Annotated in this window: 16 protein-coding genes and 1 pseudogene; 11 read left to right on the top strand and 6 right to left on the bottom strand. The window is 66.6% G+C overall.

Annotated elements, in window-relative coordinates; translation table 11 throughout:
* Positions 1 to 415 precede the first annotated feature (415 nt).
* The 3 genes and pseudogenes from ACIQU6_RS05185 to ACIQU6_RS05175 all read left to right on the top strand — a co-directional run.
* Positions 416 to 724, top strand: a complete 309-nt coding sequence (locus ACIQU6_RS05185; RefSeq protein ID WP_403480262.1) for a hypothetical protein — start codon at positions 416 to 418, stop codon at positions 722 to 724.
* Between the two features lie 91 nt (positions 725 to 815).
* Positions 816 to 1,322 carry a hypothetical protein gene (locus ACIQU6_RS05180; protein ID WP_403480261.1) on the top strand — a complete coding sequence of 169 codons (507 nt, stop codon included), beginning with the start codon at positions 816 to 818 and terminating at the stop codon, positions 1,320 to 1,322.
* A gap of 85 nt (positions 1,323 to 1,407) precedes the next feature.
* A pseudogene (locus ACIQU6_RS05175) lies at positions 1,408 to 1,629 on the top strand (TrmO family methyltransferase); the annotation flags it as partial.
* Between the two features lie 33 nt (positions 1,630 to 1,662).
* Here the strand turns inward: ACIQU6_RS05175 and ACIQU6_RS05170 are convergent.
* The 5 genes from ACIQU6_RS05170 to ACIQU6_RS05150 all read right to left on the bottom strand — a co-directional run bounded on the left by ACIQU6_RS05170 (position 1,663) and on the right by ACIQU6_RS05150 (position 5,290).
* The gene (locus ACIQU6_RS05170; protein WP_403480260.1) at positions 1,663 to 2,076 is read right to left on the bottom strand and encodes a VOC family protein; all 414 of its coding nucleotides are present in this window, start codon (positions 2,074 to 2,076) and stop codon (positions 1,663 to 1,665) included.
* Positions 2,077 to 2,416: 340 nt separating this feature from the next.
* Positions 2,417 to 3,610: an aspartate aminotransferase family protein gene (locus ACIQU6_RS05165; protein ID WP_403480259.1), complete on the bottom strand. Its 1,194-nt coding sequence runs from the start codon at positions 3,608 to 3,610 to the stop codon at positions 2,417 to 2,419.
* Positions 3,611 to 3,701: 91 nt separating this feature from the next.
* Positions 3,702 to 3,881 (bottom strand): hypothetical protein, encoded by a 180-nt coding sequence (locus ACIQU6_RS05160; protein WP_403480258.1) that lies wholly within the window; start codon positions 3,879 to 3,881, stop codon positions 3,702 to 3,704.
* On the bottom strand, positions 3,878 to 4,570 hold the full coding sequence (locus tag ACIQU6_RS05155) for a BTAD domain-containing putative transcriptional regulator (RefSeq protein ID WP_403480257.1): 693 nt from the start codon (positions 4,568 to 4,570) through the stop codon (positions 3,878 to 3,880). The genes ACIQU6_RS05160 and ACIQU6_RS05155 overlap by 4 nt, the downstream gene beginning before the upstream one ends.
* Before the next feature lie 123 nt (positions 4,571 to 4,693).
* Positions 4,694 to 5,290, bottom strand: a complete 597-nt coding sequence (locus ACIQU6_RS05150; RefSeq protein ID WP_403480256.1) for a TetR/AcrR family transcriptional regulator — start codon at positions 5,288 to 5,290, stop codon at positions 4,694 to 4,696.
* A gap of 111 nt (positions 5,291 to 5,401) precedes the next feature.
* On the opposite strand from ACIQU6_RS05150, the gene ACIQU6_RS05145 reads away from it, so the two are divergent.
* The 3 genes from ACIQU6_RS05145 to ACIQU6_RS05135 all read left to right on the top strand — a co-directional run bounded on the left by ACIQU6_RS05145 (position 5,402) and on the right by ACIQU6_RS05135 (position 8,183).
* Positions 5,402 to 6,514 carry a hypothetical protein gene (locus ACIQU6_RS05145; protein WP_403480255.1) on the top strand — a complete coding sequence of 371 codons (1,113 nt, stop codon included), beginning with the start codon at positions 5,402 to 5,404 and terminating at the stop codon, positions 6,512 to 6,514.
* A gap of 106 nt (positions 6,515 to 6,620) precedes the next feature.
* Positions 6,621 to 7,034, top strand: coding sequence for a nuclear transport factor 2 family protein (locus ACIQU6_RS05140; RefSeq protein WP_403480254.1), 414 nt, complete (start codon positions 6,621 to 6,623; stop codon positions 7,032 to 7,034).
* Between the two features lie 93 nt (positions 7,035 to 7,127).
* Positions 7,128 to 8,183: a helix-turn-helix domain-containing protein gene (locus ACIQU6_RS05135; RefSeq protein WP_403480253.1), complete on the top strand. Its 1,056-nt coding sequence runs from the start codon at positions 7,128 to 7,130 to the stop codon at positions 8,181 to 8,183.
* A 9-nt stretch (positions 8,184 to 8,192) separates the two neighbouring features.
* On the opposite strand, the gene ACIQU6_RS05130 is transcribed toward ACIQU6_RS05135, so the two are convergent.
* Positions 8,193 to 9,935: a CocE/NonD family hydrolase gene (locus ACIQU6_RS05130; RefSeq protein WP_403480252.1), complete on the bottom strand. Its 1,743-nt coding sequence runs from the start codon at positions 9,933 to 9,935 to the stop codon at positions 8,193 to 8,195.
* 404 nt (positions 9,936 to 10,339) lie between these two features.
* On the opposite strand from ACIQU6_RS05130, the gene ACIQU6_RS05125 reads away from it, so the two are divergent.
* The 5 genes from ACIQU6_RS05125 to ACIQU6_RS05105 all read left to right on the top strand — a co-directional run bounded on the left by ACIQU6_RS05125 (position 10,340) and on the right by ACIQU6_RS05105 (position 15,342).
* Entirely contained in the window at positions 10,340 to 10,600 is a 261-nt protein-coding gene (locus ACIQU6_RS05125) for a hypothetical protein (RefSeq protein ID WP_403480251.1), read from the top strand.
* 109 nt (positions 10,601 to 10,709) lie between these two features.
* On the top strand, positions 10,710 to 12,110 hold the full coding sequence (locus tag ACIQU6_RS05120) for a CoA transferase (protein ID WP_403480250.1): 1,401 nt from the start codon (positions 10,710 to 10,712) through the stop codon (positions 12,108 to 12,110).
* A gap of 305 nt (positions 12,111 to 12,415) precedes the next feature.
* Positions 12,416 to 12,712 (top strand): hypothetical protein, encoded by a 297-nt coding sequence (locus ACIQU6_RS05115; RefSeq protein WP_403480249.1) that lies wholly within the window; start codon positions 12,416 to 12,418, stop codon positions 12,710 to 12,712.
* 628 nt (positions 12,713 to 13,340) lie between these two features.
* On the top strand, positions 13,341 to 14,327 hold the full coding sequence (locus ACIQU6_RS05110) for an L-histidine N(alpha)-methyltransferase (RefSeq protein ID WP_403480248.1): 987 nt from the start codon (positions 13,341 to 13,343) through the stop codon (positions 14,325 to 14,327).
* A 106-nt stretch (positions 14,328 to 14,433) separates the two neighbouring features.
* Positions 14,434 to 15,342, top strand: a complete 909-nt coding sequence (locus ACIQU6_RS05105) for an EamA family transporter (RefSeq protein ID WP_403480247.1) — start codon at positions 14,434 to 14,436, stop codon at positions 15,340 to 15,342.
* Positions 15,343 to 15,609: the final 267 nt, after the last annotated feature.

The raw sequence follows: 15,609 nt of genomic DNA, 5'->3' as shown, positions 1-15,609 counted from the left end.
AGGACGACGGTTCCTACCGACGGTCGAAGTTCAGCGGCTACGCGACGGCCGGGACCGCGACACTCGCGAACTGCCTCTCATGCGGGACGGATACAAGAGCACGTTCTCCAAGAGCACCACGGTGAACGGCTCCTGATCAGCCCGTACGGCGACCTGGGCCTGGGCAAGCCGAGCCTGCTCGATGTCGACTACATCACCCCACTGAAGACGCTTGGTCCTCCAGCGCCCGGACGTGGAGTGAGGACAGGCGAAAGCAGTTCACCGGCGACATGAATGTTCCACGGCTACTTACGGTCTCCGCCCACAGTTCTGCCGGGCCGTGCCACCGCCCCTCGCAGCAGCCGACCGGCCTCGCGCCCTGGCAGCGCCTCTCGCCCCGCACGCAAGGCGCGTGCGGCCACCCTAAGGAGAAGCTATGAAACGCCTCGCACTCGCCCTGTCCACCGCCGCTGCCGCGGCCACGCTCGCCCTGGGCTTCGCCGGCAGCGCCTATGCCACCGACGGGACCTTCTTCTACACCAACGGGGACGAGCAGCTGAGCCTGGTCAATCCCCAGGCCGACACCTGCTTCAACGTCACCGGCGACGGCCACGCCTTCAACAAGACCAACAAGACCGCGCTGGTCTTCAGGCGCCCCGGTTGCATCGGCACCAATTTCCAAAAAATCGATCCGAGCGAGCACGCCTACGACATCAAGTTCCGCAGCGTCGAGTTCGTCAGCTGAACGCCTCGTAGGCCCTCGCCTGCGGGCGAGGGCCTACTCCGCACCACTTCTGCCCCACATAGGCCAGATGGCACCACCGAAAGGGCACACCGTGAACCGCCTCTTCCTCGCCCCGTGCGCTCTGGCCGCCATCGCCCTGGCTGCCCAAGGCAGTTTCACCTATACCCCACGGCCTACGACCGGCTTTCTCCAAAACCCCAGGCCCGAATGCCACCGCGACCTCAATGGCAACGGGCCGGTGGACAACAACACCAACCACACCGCCGAACTCTTCACCACCACCAACTGCGCCGGAAACCCACAGCGCCTGGCACCTGGAGGATCGGGATCCTACGCTTTCCAAAGCGTGCGTTTCGTAGGCCACGGCTCCAACGACGGCATCTTCACGTACACCCTCCCCTCCCCCGCGCAAACCCTGGAGAACCCGCAGGCCGACCAGTGCATCAACGTCACCGGCCGGGGCTACGCCGTCAACAACACCGACAAGACCGTGCTGCTGTTCACCAGAGCCGGCTGCCCAGGGACCAACAACTCCAAGATCCCGCCCGGCCGTCACGTCGAGAACAGCAGCTTCTCCAGCATTGAATTCTTCAGTTGACGACTCCGGCGGGGAGAAGCCGGAGAGCTTGAGATGCAGCGACCAACCTCATCCGTGCACCCGACCCGCTGCCCTCCGCCCTCCGCGCCGGCAGGCCCGCCCCAACCGGCTCGGCGTCTCCCGCTGCCGCCTCATCAAGGCCGACGCCCTCGACCTGCACGTACAGGGCCTGGACGCCCTCGACGGCACCCCCGTCCTCGACATCAAGCCCTACATGGCCGAGTTCGGCCCTCAGGGCCACACCGTGCGGCGAGCGTTCTCCGCGGGGACGGCACTCGACGCCCACACGCCGCGCCCCTCTGCGTGAGCGAGGTGGTGCGATGCTTCGGGCCTGCTCTGCTCATGCCGTCTCGATCAGCTCCAGTAGATTGCCTTCCGGGTCGGCGACGTAGGCGTACCGCATGCCTTCACTGGCGCCAGGCGCTGGGGACACCACCACAGCAGCGCCGCAGTCCTGCGTCAGGCGGGCGAACTCGCGGTCAAGGTCAGGGACTGAAAGTGCCAGGTGTGTGAAGGTCTGCACGGCGGTGGCGGCGAAGGCGTCGGTATGCGAGACGGGGCGCGAGCCGGACCGCTCGACGAACTCCACCCGCAGGCCCGCCGTATCGCTCAGGACGACGGTACGGACTCCCGCTTCGGGCATCTCTAGGCGCTCTTCCACCTGTGTGAGCCCGAACGCGTCGGCGTACCAGGCTTCCTGTGCGGCAAGGTTCGCGACGGAGAGGCTGATGTGGTGAAAACGGACAACGGACACGACGACTCCCTTGGTTGATGACATTTACCTGCCTTGCTCACCCCTGCTCGGGACACCCCACCGCGTGGATCACCGAAGCGCACTCGGCGGACCTTGCCCACCTGCGCAGCTTCTCTCAGGGCACGGCTCGGAAACCGACCGCGCCGCCGTCGAAGCCGGCCTCACGCTTCTTTGGAGTAGCGGCCACGCAGCAGGCGTCCATGTCCAGATCAAGAGGACCATGCGCCAGTTGCGCTGCCGTGCCGGCTTCGCACTCCTCCACTACCGCATCCGGCTCAGCTGACAACGACTCAAGGTCACCTCCGCTCACCTCCGCCTACGGAACAGGGCCGTTGCTCGGTCACGCCCAGAAACGCCGGCGGCGTTCGATGAAGGAGGCCACAGCCTTGATGAGTTCCCGGCATTCCGAGGACCCAATTGGCAGGGAAAGGGCAATCATCCCGCGCCTGGCCAGGTAGATGCCGGCAGAAAGCATGTCGAAGAAGAACAACTCCTTCAGCTCCTGGTCGCCGGCTACCACGTCGGCTCCGCACCGGACCGTCCGCTCTGTGAAGTGGACGGTCATCAGTGAGCCCAGGCCCGTGAAGACCATGGGTGCCCCGGACTGCTCGCACAGTTGGTTCAGTTCTGTACGCAGTTGGTCTCCGCGCGCGGTGAGTTGGTCGGCAGCGTCCGGGGTGAATTCGTCGAGTGCCGCAAGTCCCGCGCTCATGGTGAGGACGTTGTTGTTGAAGGTGCCGGCGTGTGTCAGGAATTCGGGTGTCCGCGGATCGTACGCTGCCATGATCTCCGAGCGGCCTCCGAAGGCCCCGAAGGACAGGCCGCCACCGAGGTACTTGCCGAGTGTGGTGAGGTCGGCCTCGATACCCAGCATGCCCTGACGGCCCCCAGCCGCGAGGCGCGAGGTCATGACCTCGTCGAGGATGAGCAGTGCCCCGGATTCCCTGGTGTGCTCGCGCAGGAGCCGCAGGAATTCCGGCTCGGCCGGCACACAGCCTCCGGAGCCGAGCATCGGCTCCACCAGGACGGCGGCGAGGGACTGGCGATGCGCGTCGAGGAGGGCCTTGGTGCCGTCCATGTCGTTGTAGGTGCCGATGACCCACTCGTGGGGGACGTTGGTCGGCTTGGATCCGCCGGTGAAGGCAATCACGCTGCCGTGGTAGGCGCCGTCGAAGACCAGGATTTTGCTCCGGCCGGTCGTTGCGGTGGCTGTCGCCAGTGCGAGCAGGTTGGCCTCGGTCCCGGAGTTGGTGAAGCGGACGGAATCGATGGTGGGAAAGCGCTCGCAGATCCGAGCCGCGAAGCGTGCCTCCAGCTCGTTGTGCCCGGACAGTGAGATGCCGTTCGCCAGAGCGGCGCTGACGGCGGATGCGATGGCCGGGTTGGTGTGCCCGAACAGTCCAGCCGTGAAGTCGCCGAGGAAGTTCACGTACATGTGCCCGTCCGCATCCCACAGACGGCAGTCCCGGCCTCGGGCGATGCGCAGCGGGAAGGGGCTGTGGAAGAGCACTGTCCGGGTGTTGCCTCCCGGCATGTGCGCACAGGCGGCGTCGAACTGTCGTTGGCTCTCCGGGTTCGCTCTCGTATACGCATCCCGAGCTTCGTGCAACGCCTCAGTGAGTGCCTCACCGCGCGGCGCGGCGGTGCTCCGGGTAGATGTCGTCATCGTTCTCGCCTCCTGGGCCCCGGCGCATGCCGCCGGGACGCTGATTCCGTGTCGTGAACTGGTCGCCGACGACTGCGATCACGCTCTCGCCGACGGGCTCCGCTGCCGTATCGCTCAGCAGCTGCCGTGTGGTGGTCATCTGTCGGCGACCGACGAAGGTCGTTGGTGCAGTGGGGAGTTGACGCGGCGGACGGACCTGCCGGCTGGAGCAGGGCGCTGTCGCGGGAGGCTGTCGTCGAAGGAGCCGGAAGCACCTCTGCCGCGCACGTCCTGCGTTTGCCGAAGTACCTTGCGCTGCGCCGCCCGGAGCTGCGAAGTCGGATCGACGTCGTAATCGTCGGCGAGTCGCCTGCGCACCTGCTGGTAGACCGTCAGGGCTTCCGCCTTCTGAGCATGGGCGCCCAATGCCAGCACGTGCTTGGCCCGGAGCGCCTCATCCAGCGGGTTTTGGTGCGCGACGATCCGGAGAGCCTGCAGGATCCGCCCCTGGGCGCTGCATCGCAGCGCGGCGCCGGCCGTCTCTGCGCGCTCCCGGTCCGCTGTGGCAATCACGGGACGCTGCCGCGTGCCCACGGGGACGCCGGCGGTCGCTGAGCCCTGCCACCGGGAAAGCGCCTCGGCGAGTAACTCCAGTGCGGCCCCGTCCTGGCCGCGGCCGGCCGCTGCGTGTCCCTGCTCGCGAAGCTGGCGGAAGCGGAGTAGGTCCCGCGCATCCGATGGAGGATTCAGGCGAAAGCTGACCGGTGCCCGTGAGATCCGCACGCCTGCCTTCCCCTTCGCGGCCACCGCCTCGTGCGGCAACAGCGCGCCAGGGCGGGATATGTACACGGCTACTACCTCCATCAGAGGCGGTGCGGCGGCCTGTTCAAGGTTGTGGAGGAGGGTGGCAATCGATCTGGGCCAGGACTCGGCCCGGGCCGTGGAGCGGCTGGAGCCTGACGGGGTCCGCTCCTACGTCGAGGAAGCTCCAGGTGCCAAGGCGGCAAGGGCCAGGTCCACGATGGCATTCACGTACTCGGCGTCCACGGGCTGGCCGGAGACCAGCAGGCGGTAATGCAGCGGTGCGAAGACGAGATCGAGCGCGGTGTCCGCTGTTACGTCGGTGCGGACGACGCCCGCCTTCTGGGCCTCATGCAGCGCCTGCCGGACTGGTGCGCGCCGTGGTTCGAACCACTGCTCGACCATGGCGCGGGCCAGGTCCGGGTCGGTCTGCGCTGCCCCGATGAGCTCCCGGAGGCGTGTGCCCGCAGGCTTTTCCACGTACAGGGCCCGGAATCCATGGGCGAAGGCGCGTAGTTGCGCGGGGAAGTCCTCACCTCCGTCCTGGAAAGGGCCGATGTTCGTCTTGTCGAGGAAGACCTCGAAGACCACTGCTGCCTTCGAGGGCCACCAGCGGTACAGCGTCTGCCGGCCCACGCCCGCCCGGGCCGCGATCGCGCCCATGGTGACCGATGCGTAGCCGTCCTCCTCCAGTAGCTCGAAGGTGGCGTCAAGGATGGCTCGCCAGGACTCGTGGCTGCGTCGTGCGGGATCGGGTTCGGCAGTCATGGCTTTACCATACAAGAGGCGAGACGAGTCATCTCGTCTTGCTATCCCCGGATCCAGGTGCTTAGCTCGGACCGAGCGCAAGCTTCCGCCCACCTGAGGGGATGGCACGCGATGACGCGCCCCGCACACCTCGCCTTCACTGTCGACCGCCGACACCGCTGGCGGCTGCGTACGCCGGACGGCGACGCGTTTCTGTCAGTGGGCATCGTCCACGCCGACGACACCAACCTGCGCTATCCGCATAATCTCGCCATCTACCGTTCTCGGTACGGGAGTTCGCGGCGGCGATGGCTGCGAGAAGGCCTCGTTCCCGACCTGAAGGACTGGGGATTCAATACCCTGGGCTGGACGTCGGAGTACGTCAGTGGCACGGGTCTCGCCTCGCAGGGCGCTGTCGTCGACCTGGGCCATTCCGAGGGCCTGCCACCCGAAGAACTGGCCGGCGCCGGTCTCCCCTACACACTGTCGCTGCGTGCAGTCGAGATCGAGTGCTGGAACGGCTTCCCCGCCTATCGCGACCCCCGCGACCCCGCGTTCGCCCAGTGGTGCGACCACCTTGCCAGGACGGTGTGCCGCCCGGACGACCCGAACCTTCTGGGTTACTTCCTCGTCGATGCGCCCTGTTGGAACCGCCATCCCACCGGCGCCGGGTACCCGGCCTCCGGACTCCCGGAGATCGCCGCGGCCTACTACCGCGTCACCACCGAGGCGATCCGACGGCACGACCCGAACCACCTGATTCTGGGAGACCGTTACGGCACCCGGGCCGGCGTACCCGAAGCCGTGCTCGACGCGATGGCTCCCTACGTCGACGTGCTGTCAGTGCAGACCTTTCCCGGACTGGACCCCGCGAGGCTGGACGCGGCCCTGGAACAGATCGGCCGCTGGCACGAGCGGACGAAGCGCCCCGTCCTGATCGCCGACACCGGCAACTGGTGCCCCACGATGATGAGTCCCGGGCGCACGGGGTCCGCGCGCGACCAACGTGAACGCGGTGCCGGATACACCGCCTCCGCGGAGGCGTTCGCGGCGCGCCCATGGTGCCTGGGCTGGCACTGGTGCGGCTGGTTGGAGAACCCGCAACGCGGCTTCGGGCTCAAGGACCCATGGGACGAGCCCTATTGGGACCTCACCGACCAGGTCGCAGAGACCAACCGTCGCCTGCAGGAACAGGTCCACCACGACGAGAGCGACCGGGCTGCTCGTTCCACGCCCCTCAGGTGACCACGCAGGGGCGGGTTCGTCCGCACAGGGAGCCGCCTGACCGAGATCCAGCTCACCATCAACGACGTAAGAGCACAGTTCGAGACGCCGGCTCCGATCGGCAGAAATGGAAACGACCGTGAGTGCCCAGACACGCGATGTGGTGAACGAGTTCCTCAAGCGCATGGAGGAGGGCGACGTCCCTGGCGTGGTGGCGCTGTTCGCAGCCGATGCCCACTGGGAGATCCCCGGAGACCCTGAGATCGTCCCCTGGGCAGGCCGTCGCACGGTCGCCGGTATCCCGGACTTCTTTCAGACGATGAACCGACTCACCGTCCGCGAGCTCTTCGAGATCGAGCGTGTCGTCGTCGACCGCCCCAACGCGGTGCTGATCGGGCGGGGACGGGTCGCGGTTCGTTCGACGGGCAAGGCGATCGACACGCCGTTCGCCGTGGACATCGTCGTCAACGCCGAGGGGCGCATCAGCCGCTTCTACATGTTCGAGGACTCCTGGGGCGTCGCCTTGGCAATGCGGCCCTGAACAACACTGGCGGCGATGCCGGCGCGGACGTGGACTGGATCTCAGATGCCCTGGTTGACGGGCACCTTGAACCCAGAAAGGCACGATGCCCCTATGCATGACGTTGTGGCCAGGCTGGACGCTCTCGACCCGGAAGCGGGCGCGGCGATTCGTGTCATCCGGCGATTCGACGAGCTTGTCGCGGGCCGCGCGGGGCTGGAGCCGATCCTCGCCGCGGCGGCGGGACTGACCGGCTCGCCGGTGCGTCTGATCGACGCGCGCCTCCGCGTCGCCCTACGTGCAGACGTGGACGGGCGCGTCGCGCGGGCTCGTGGCCCGGCCGATCCTCGTTGGCCGGCGGCGCCGCTGGAGCCCGCTGGCACACCGGCCTTGTGGCTCGAACACCTCGGCCCGCCCTCCTTGTTGGCGGGCGTGGTCCTCGACCGGGCCGCCTTCGCCGCCCGCGAGGTGCTGCATCGCACCCGCGGCGTGTCTCGTATGGCCCCGGCGACCTTCCCCGACGACCCCGCCGCTGTCGAAGTACTGCTCGACGGCGATGCGAGTGAGGACGATCGACGGCACGCGGCAGGACTGCTGGACCTGCCGGAGGACGCGAGGGCGCGGGCGGTCGCTCCCGCTGACGGAGCCGCAACGGTCGTCACTGCCGACAAGGCTTCCAGGGACAACGGCGCGGCGCGGCGGTGGAAGGGCATCGGACGGGTCGGCTTCGGCCCGACCGTGTCCTTGCTGGACCTGCCGAGCTCGTGGGCCCAGGCGCGCACGGCCTTGCGCTTCGCGGCGGAGGGCACGGACCACGACCCGGGACCGAGCACGGTCTATGCCGATGAGCTCGGCGCTCTGGTGCTGCTGGCGAACGGGCTCGACCCGGCTTCGCCGCCGGCTGACGTCCGTGCTCTGGAGCGAGCCGCCCGATCCGGCCCCGGCGTGCTCCGCACCCTGGTGGAGTTCACCTCGCACGCCAGCCTCCGACTCGCGGCGGCAGCGCTCTACCTGCACCACTCCACGCTCACCGACCGTATCGCGGCCATCGAACACGACCTCGGCTTCCCTGTCCGCGATCCCCAAGGTCGACTGCGGGTACAGACTGCGCTCGCCGTGCGGCGCCTGCTGCTGCACCCAGCCGACTGTCCGGCTTCCCCCACGAGTTGACGGGGCGAGCTAACGGCGGATGACCGGCAGGGTGACTCGGCTGGGATATTCCGCGCCGCGGTGGATCCGGTTGATCGCGACGGCCATCTCAGAGAGGTGTTCCTGCGCGATGGTCTTTCCGGTGTTGGAATTGCGGTCGTAGCGCGGGAAGTTACTGCTGGAGACCTCCACCATGATCCGGTGGCCCGGCAGGAAGACGTTAGCCGTGGCGATCAGATCGATGCCGACCTCATACACCGCGTCCGGGGTGATGGGCTCGGGCTGCTCAAGCGAGTTCCGGTAGCGCATCCGCTGAATGCCCTCGCACAAGATGATCGCGCGGCCGTCCGGGTGCACGTCGACGAGCTTTGCCGTGAAATCCGTGTCGGGCGCCGAGGAGCTGACGAACAGCGTGGCCGTGACGGGGCCCGTAACCTCCAGCGACTCGTCCAGCACGTCGGAGACGAACACGAGCACATCGTCGCGATCGTGCACCGGCCGCTGATCGGCCGGGCCGTCGTAGCCACCCATGTTCATCATCGTGCCGCCCAAAGACGGCACGGGCCGGCGTGGGTCGTAGAGGTAGGTGTCGACGAACTCCTCCGTCGGCTCGGCCGGCGAGAGCGCGCCCGCGCCGGCCGCGCTGTTGGCCGGCCCGGCACCGCGCAGGTAATACGCCGTGTACTCGGTGTCCGGCAACGGCCAGTCGGGCTCGTCGCGCCACTGATCGATGCCCATCACGAACAGGCGCACGGGTTCCCGGCCGTCCAACGCGTCCGCCTGCCCCTTCAACCACCGGTCGAAGAATGCGATCTGCGGCTCGGTCAGCAGTGCGGCGTCCGTGCTTGCCGTGATCCCGAAGCCGCGGTCGGGGAAGTAGCCGAGGAACCCGCTGGGGTTGTGGCTCCACGGGCCGATGATCAGCCGTTGGCCCGAGCGTGCCTGCGCCGATCCGGCGCGCGCCTTCATCTCGGTGTAGGCCCGCAGGGTCTCACCGATGAACACGTCGTACCAGCCGCCGATGTGCAGCGCCGGTGTCGTGATCGACTCGACCGCGTCCAGCGCGGCGACCTGCTTCCAGGCTTCATCACGGCTGGCGTGCCCGATCGCGATGTCGGCGATCCACGGCAGGTACTTGGTGATCAGCGGGTGCTCGGCAACCGGCGTGCGCTCGGTCAGTAGCGTGCGGTCGGCCAAGGACGCGGCCAACTGCGGGATGTCCAACCCCACATCGCGTCCCTCAGCAACGGCGCGCCGGGCTTCGTTGACGGACATCATCGTCGCCCAGGCGAGCGTCGCGTCCAACGACAAGGCTCCACCGCGGGAGTGCCACGGCGCCCGGTAGAGGTCCGCGGAGGTCACCGCGGGAGCGATCGCCTTGAGCGCGGGCACACCGGTCGCGGCGGCCTGCCACTGCACGAACCCGAGGTAGGACGGTCCCCACATGCCCACGTTGCCGTTGCACCATTCCTGGGCCGCCAGCCACGAAATCGTGTCGGCGCCGTCCGTCGCGTCGTGGACGTGAGGGACGAAGATCCCGCCCGAGCCGAAGGTTCCCCGACAGTCCTGAAAAACCACGGCATACCCGGCGCGCATCATCGCGAACACGTTCGGGGAGGTGCCCCCCAACTGCCCGATGGTCTCCTTGCTGTAGGGCGTACGCACCAGCAGTACCGGCACCGGCTCCGGCGTTACCGGCCGCCAGATGTTGGTCCCCAGCTCGGTGCCGTCCGTCAGCTGTACCGGAACATCGAAAGCGACATCGAACCGCATCGTTCACCTGCCCATCTCACGGTCTCAAGTAATCGGGCTCACTGAGCAGGCAGGCTAGACGCTAACACCTCTGCCAGGTGGTGGGGATCTCCCGCCATTTGGCAAGAGGCAAGTCCTGGGGCAGGAGCTACAGTTCCTTGCGCGAGGCGCGTCCCCCTGGTCGGCCGCCTGTGTGAGCACCGGACCACGCACTCCTTGTCATTCCGCTCGCGACGCACCAGCTACGCCGCGCGATCATGAGAGAGCCCTCCCCGCCGTATGACCAAGGAGATCCGTGCCTCCGACATCCGAAACGACTACGACGACCGGAGGACTCCGGCTGCACTACCCGCGGGCTGGGAGCGGCGGGCAAGCCGTGGTGCTGCTGCACGGCAGGCCCGAAACGCCATACTGCTGATCGTCAGATGTCCCTGACGCTCTACGCGGAGAAGCTGCTCGGATACCACCTCCTCGCGGAGGGCGTGGTCCAAGAGGTACTGATCCGCTCCTGGCAACACGCGGCCTTCGCCTCCCTGGAGTCCACGCGGCTGCTGGTTAGCCTGCGTTGCGAGCACCGTGAGGAGTTTGCGCACGCCTACCTCTACGACCGTTCCGACCAGGAGACCGCACAGATCCTCGGCGCACCTTCGGCACTGCCAGGTCCCGGGAGCGCTCTGCGCGGGTGAAACCGCGCACGCAGTGAGCAGCAAAGCGATGGGTCGGGCAGGCCGGGGTACCCGGCCTCGCCGGGATTGAGGGTGGTCTGTGATCGAACTACGGCTCAACAAAAACGAATTGAGTCCCCTGGCCGCGTTGCTGGCCCAGATGGGACTCGGCGACGCCTTCCACGGTGATGCGGCACTGCGCGGAACTGACCCCGTCATCCGCTCCCCGCATCGCCTCGGTGAGGCGTCCGCCACGGCCCAGCTCGCAATCGGTGCTGCCGTGTCCGCAATCTGGGAGCGGCGCACCGGTCAGGTCGGCGACGTGGAGATCGACATCGAGCACGCCCTGCACTACCTGCACCCCACGCACTTCGTCCGCCAGTCGGGCCACGCCATCGACGTGGGCGCCGAACGCGTCGCAGCCAACGGCCTGTTCGCGTGCGCCGACGATCGCTACGTCATGCTGGAGGCAGGGCCTCCCTACGCCAAGCTGCTGGACGGCTACCTGAACTTCTTCGACTGCGGCAACAATCGAGAGGCCCTTGCCCGCGAGGTGGCGCGCTGGCACTCCGAAGAACTGGAGGAGGCTCTCGCGGCGGCGGGCCTGCCGTGCTGCCGAGCCTTCACCAGGGAGCAGTGGCTGGTGCATCCGCAGGGCCGGCTTCTGGAGCGCACCCCTGTCGTGGAGATCGTGAAGATCGCCGACACCGCCCCCGTGCCGTGGCCCCCCAAGGCCGCCTTCCCCCTCGACGGGCTGCGTGTTTTGGACTTCACTCATGTCCTCGCCGGTCCGCGCAGCGCACGGACCCTCGCCGAATACGGCGCCGAGGTGCTCCACATCAGCGCCCCGAAGTACGCGGACACCATGGCCCAGCACCTTGGCGTCGACGTCGGAAAGCACTGCGCGTACCTCGACCTGCGCGAGCCCGGCCAGCTCGTCCGCATGCGGGAACTGGCCGCTGAAGCTGACGTGTTCACCACCACCTGGCGCCCGGGCGTCAACGATCGTTTCGGCCTCACCCCCACCGAGCTCGCGGCCGGGAGTGCGCACGGCATCGTGTACATGAGCGCCAACGCCTACGGCCACCAGGGCCCTTGGGCCCGTCGGCCAGGATTCGACCAGAACGGGCAGGTCGCTTCCGGCTTCGCCGCGCGCGAGGGGGCGCCGGGGCGGCCCCGCTTCTCCCCGGTCTTCTACCTGGCCGACCTGATCACCGGCTACCTGGCCGCCGCGGGCATGATGGCCGCCCTGCTGCGCCGGTCCGTGGAGGGCGGTTCCTACCACGTGCGGCTCTCCCTCACCCGCAGCGCGATGTGGGTACAGGAGCTTGGCCTGATCGACGAACAACTCCTGGCGGGTGCGCCGGAGAGGGACACTCACCCAGCACGGACGGTCACGTTCGACACGGCTTACGGCGCCGTCACCAACCTCGCCCCGCCGTTGGCCTTCTCTAACCTGCCGCTGCCGCGCGCGGAGCGACTCGTCCCCTACGGCGCCGACCCGGCGCTCTGGAAACCCCGAACCAGCTGACGGCACCAACGACGGGGCACCGTCGCCGACTTGCCGATCCTCCCGTCAGCCCTGGGCCGCGGGGCGTACGACAAGCTCGTCGACGTCAGTGGGCCGCTGATCGTGCAGCCGAGGGCCTGGGCGATGGCCGCGGCCTCACCATCGCCCCGCTGGCCACGCGCAGGGAGTTTCAACAGCCTGGTGCCCGCGGGAACACTCCGCGCACCAGGCTCCTCAACCACAAGATTCGACAACTGCTCGCGTCCGCCTCCAGGGATCGCCCTGCGCCAGGAAGAGCGGGGTCGAGATGTGCGAGAATGGACCATATGGCCGAATATCCCGTTCGAATCCCCTTCGACCAACTGCGCACAGCCCTCGACGTGGCCCTGCAACACGCGGAAGCCAGACACGGCAAGACCGCCACGCTGGAACTGGACTACTACTGGGACATCTCGCGCGAGGATCTCTACGACCCAATGAAGGATCCCGAGCCGGGCCTCGGCCAGCTGGTGGACACGTGGGAGTGGACCTCACGCCTCCCCGATGAACCCGACGATGTCATTGGTCACCATCTGGTGTGGCTGGGAGACATCCTGCGAGCTATCGGGCACACCACTCCGTAGGTCCGACGTCGATCGACAAGCACGTTCGGCGTCGCCATCGCAGAGCACTGACGATCCGTCGTGTCGGCAGAGTCCTCCCGAACGCCTCCGCCGACACAGGATAGGAGATTCCAGGGGAACTTCATCGACGTGGAGCCCCGGAGCTGGTTGGCGGTTCGGTCGCCATGGGCGAGCTCAGCGGGCCGAACGGTACCCACCGTGGCTACCTCCACGGCACCGTCAAGACACGCACATCCCGCACGTCCTGACTACGATCGCTTTCAATGTCGAGTGCCCCGGCAAAGCAGAACCTGAGGCTCACTCAGCCACCCACGCCCGCCCCGGCCTTCCAGCAGTGCCTCGACAGCCGCGGGCTACCCGGACTCCGGCAGCGGCGCCGAGCAAATGACCTTCGAATCTCAAGATCCTCGGCAGATTCCTTCGCTGAAGGCACCAAAATCCAAGATCAGCCGTCGTATCGGCACACCGATGCCCTGTTGCCACACGCGTCACCTTGGTGGCACGCTAGCGGCCGAACGACGTGGGGGGAGGCCGGCGGATCAACGACGTCCACGTGTGACGTTCTCACTTGCGCGATCAGCGATGCCATGCCCATTCCTGCAATAAATTGCGTATTGGATGGTATTTGATGAGTACGGTCAATGACCTGATCGATGTGCGGGTAGATGATGCCACGAACGAGGTCCGAGACCTCATATCGGGCCTTTCGGGAGCTCCACGCCTCATCCCGACCGTGTACGGATACGACGAACGCGGCTCCGAGCTTTATGCGCAAATCTGCGACATGAAAACGTACTACCCGTACCACGCCGAATGGGACCTCCTGACGCGCAATGTCAACTCGATTTGCGATCTTGCGAACGTGAGCGAGATCATCGAATTGGGTTGCGGCACGGCCACGAAGTCCGAACTCCTACTGAATCGAATGTCGGCAGAATCTCGGGCATCGCTGAAATATGTGCCGATCGACGTGTCAGAGGAGATGCTGAGAAAGACGTCCGCTCGGCTTGCCGATTCTATTGACGGTCTTGAAATCGACCCGATCGCCGGCGACTACCACAGCGGCCTGAGCGTCGTCGAGCAGCGACCGAAAGCGTCGCGATTATTCCTGTTCATGGGTAGCTCACTGGGAAACATGAGCGAAGAGAAGCGTCACGAGCTGCTGAAAAACATCAGGGCAGCCGGCCGGCGCGGCGATCTCATGCTGGTCGGTGTCGACTTCGACAAGCCTCGCCCGGTACTGGAAACGGCATACAACGATCCGCCCGGGTACGACCTGTGGCATCATTTCTTGACCAATAGGCTAGCGTGCTTGAATAGCATGTTTCACGGCGATTTCGATCCATCCGCATTCGACAGCAGATTGACGTACAATACGGACGCCTTCCGCATGGAAGCGCAGATCTGGCCAAGGTCTTCTGACATCGAATTCCACCTTGCCGACTTGAACCTTCGAGGGGTCATCAAGGCGGGCGAGCGGGTAACTGTCGACACGTCTCATAAGTTCAAACCGGACGAGCTCAACGAGCTGCTGGATTCGACAGGCATGCGCATCATGGAAGCCTACGAAGAATCAGCCGTGAAATACTCGCTTCTGCTCCTGGAAATGACGTGATTTTTCTGGAGTATGCAGGCAAGCGATCAACCGGCCGGTCACCGCGGTGCTTTGCAGGGCACATGGACGAGCGCGTGTTGACTGCAAGGATCGTGGGAGCTTCGCGGTGATCATTGAGACCTCGGTGAGCGGACGGGCGGCAGGAGCGCCTCCTGACCGCACTGTGCTCCTGCTGCTCGCGCTCTACGGCTGTTGGGGATCGGCGATTCCGGCGATGAAGCTGATGGTCGCCAGCGTGCCGCCGCTCGGCGGAGCGGCGCTGATCTTCTTGGTCGCTGGGGTCGTGCTGGCTGTTGTCGCGCGTGGGCGTCCTCGACCACCGCGTGTGCGACAACTGTGGCCCCTGTCGGTCGCCGGCGTGCTGCTGCTGGTGGGCGGGCAAGGGCTCGCGACGGTGGCGCTCACTGCGGTAACTGCCAGCCTTGGAGCGCTCCTTGCTGCGGCGATCCCGCTGTGGGTGGTGCTGCTGAGCGGGTTGATCGGAACCCGTGTTTCGGTCGCGTCGCTGGTCCGCCTGGTGGCGGGGTTCGGCGGCATCGTGATCGTTGTGCTGACGGCACCGGACGCTGCGATCGGCGGGACCCCGTGGGCGGTCGCCGCGTTCTGCGTCGCGCCGATCTTGTGGGCCTCGGGAAGCCTGGTCACGGCGAACATCGGTCAGCCAGTCGATCGAGTGGTCGCCAGCGCGGTTCAGTTGATTTCCGGTGGGAGCGTGTTGCTGCTGGTCGCTCTCTCACTCGGCGAATTCGCCCCGGCACGGTGGTCGAATGTGAGCTGGACGTCGGCCGGGGCGGCGGTGTTTCTGCTCGTCTTCGACTCGCTCGTCGGCTTCATGCTCTATACGCGCCTATTGGAGAACACGCCGGCGCCACTGGTCAGCACCTACGCCTACGTCACCCCGCTCGTCGGCGCCGTGATCGGCGCGACAGTGCTTGACGAATCGCTCTGGGTCGGTGCGCTTGTCGGAGGAGTCCTGGTGCTCGGCGCGGTCGCACTTGAGCTGCGCGGACGATGAGGCCGAGGCCGCCGCGGTGGTATTGCTCCAGATTCACTGATGGGATCTGAACGAACCGCCTCCACCCGGGTTTACCTCGTGCTGGTCGACCCGCCTCGTTCCTGGACTTTCTCCACCCGGGCGTCCTTCGACTCCGTGCCGTATTGCAGATGTTGCCTCACCGTACCGAACCACAAGTTGAGGAGGGTTCACCGGACGCAGACTTGGTGGCCTACGATTCCTTGTATCCAAGCGGCACGTTTTCCAGGTTTTCGTTATACACTTATC

Source organism: Streptomyces sp. NPDC090442, from assembly GCF_044769405.1.
GTDB lineage: Bacteria > Actinomycetota > Actinomycetes > Streptomycetales > Streptomycetaceae > Streptomyces.
The sequence above is the reverse complement of the archived record's forward strand: the minus strand, read 5'-3'. Positions and strand labels throughout refer to the sequence as shown.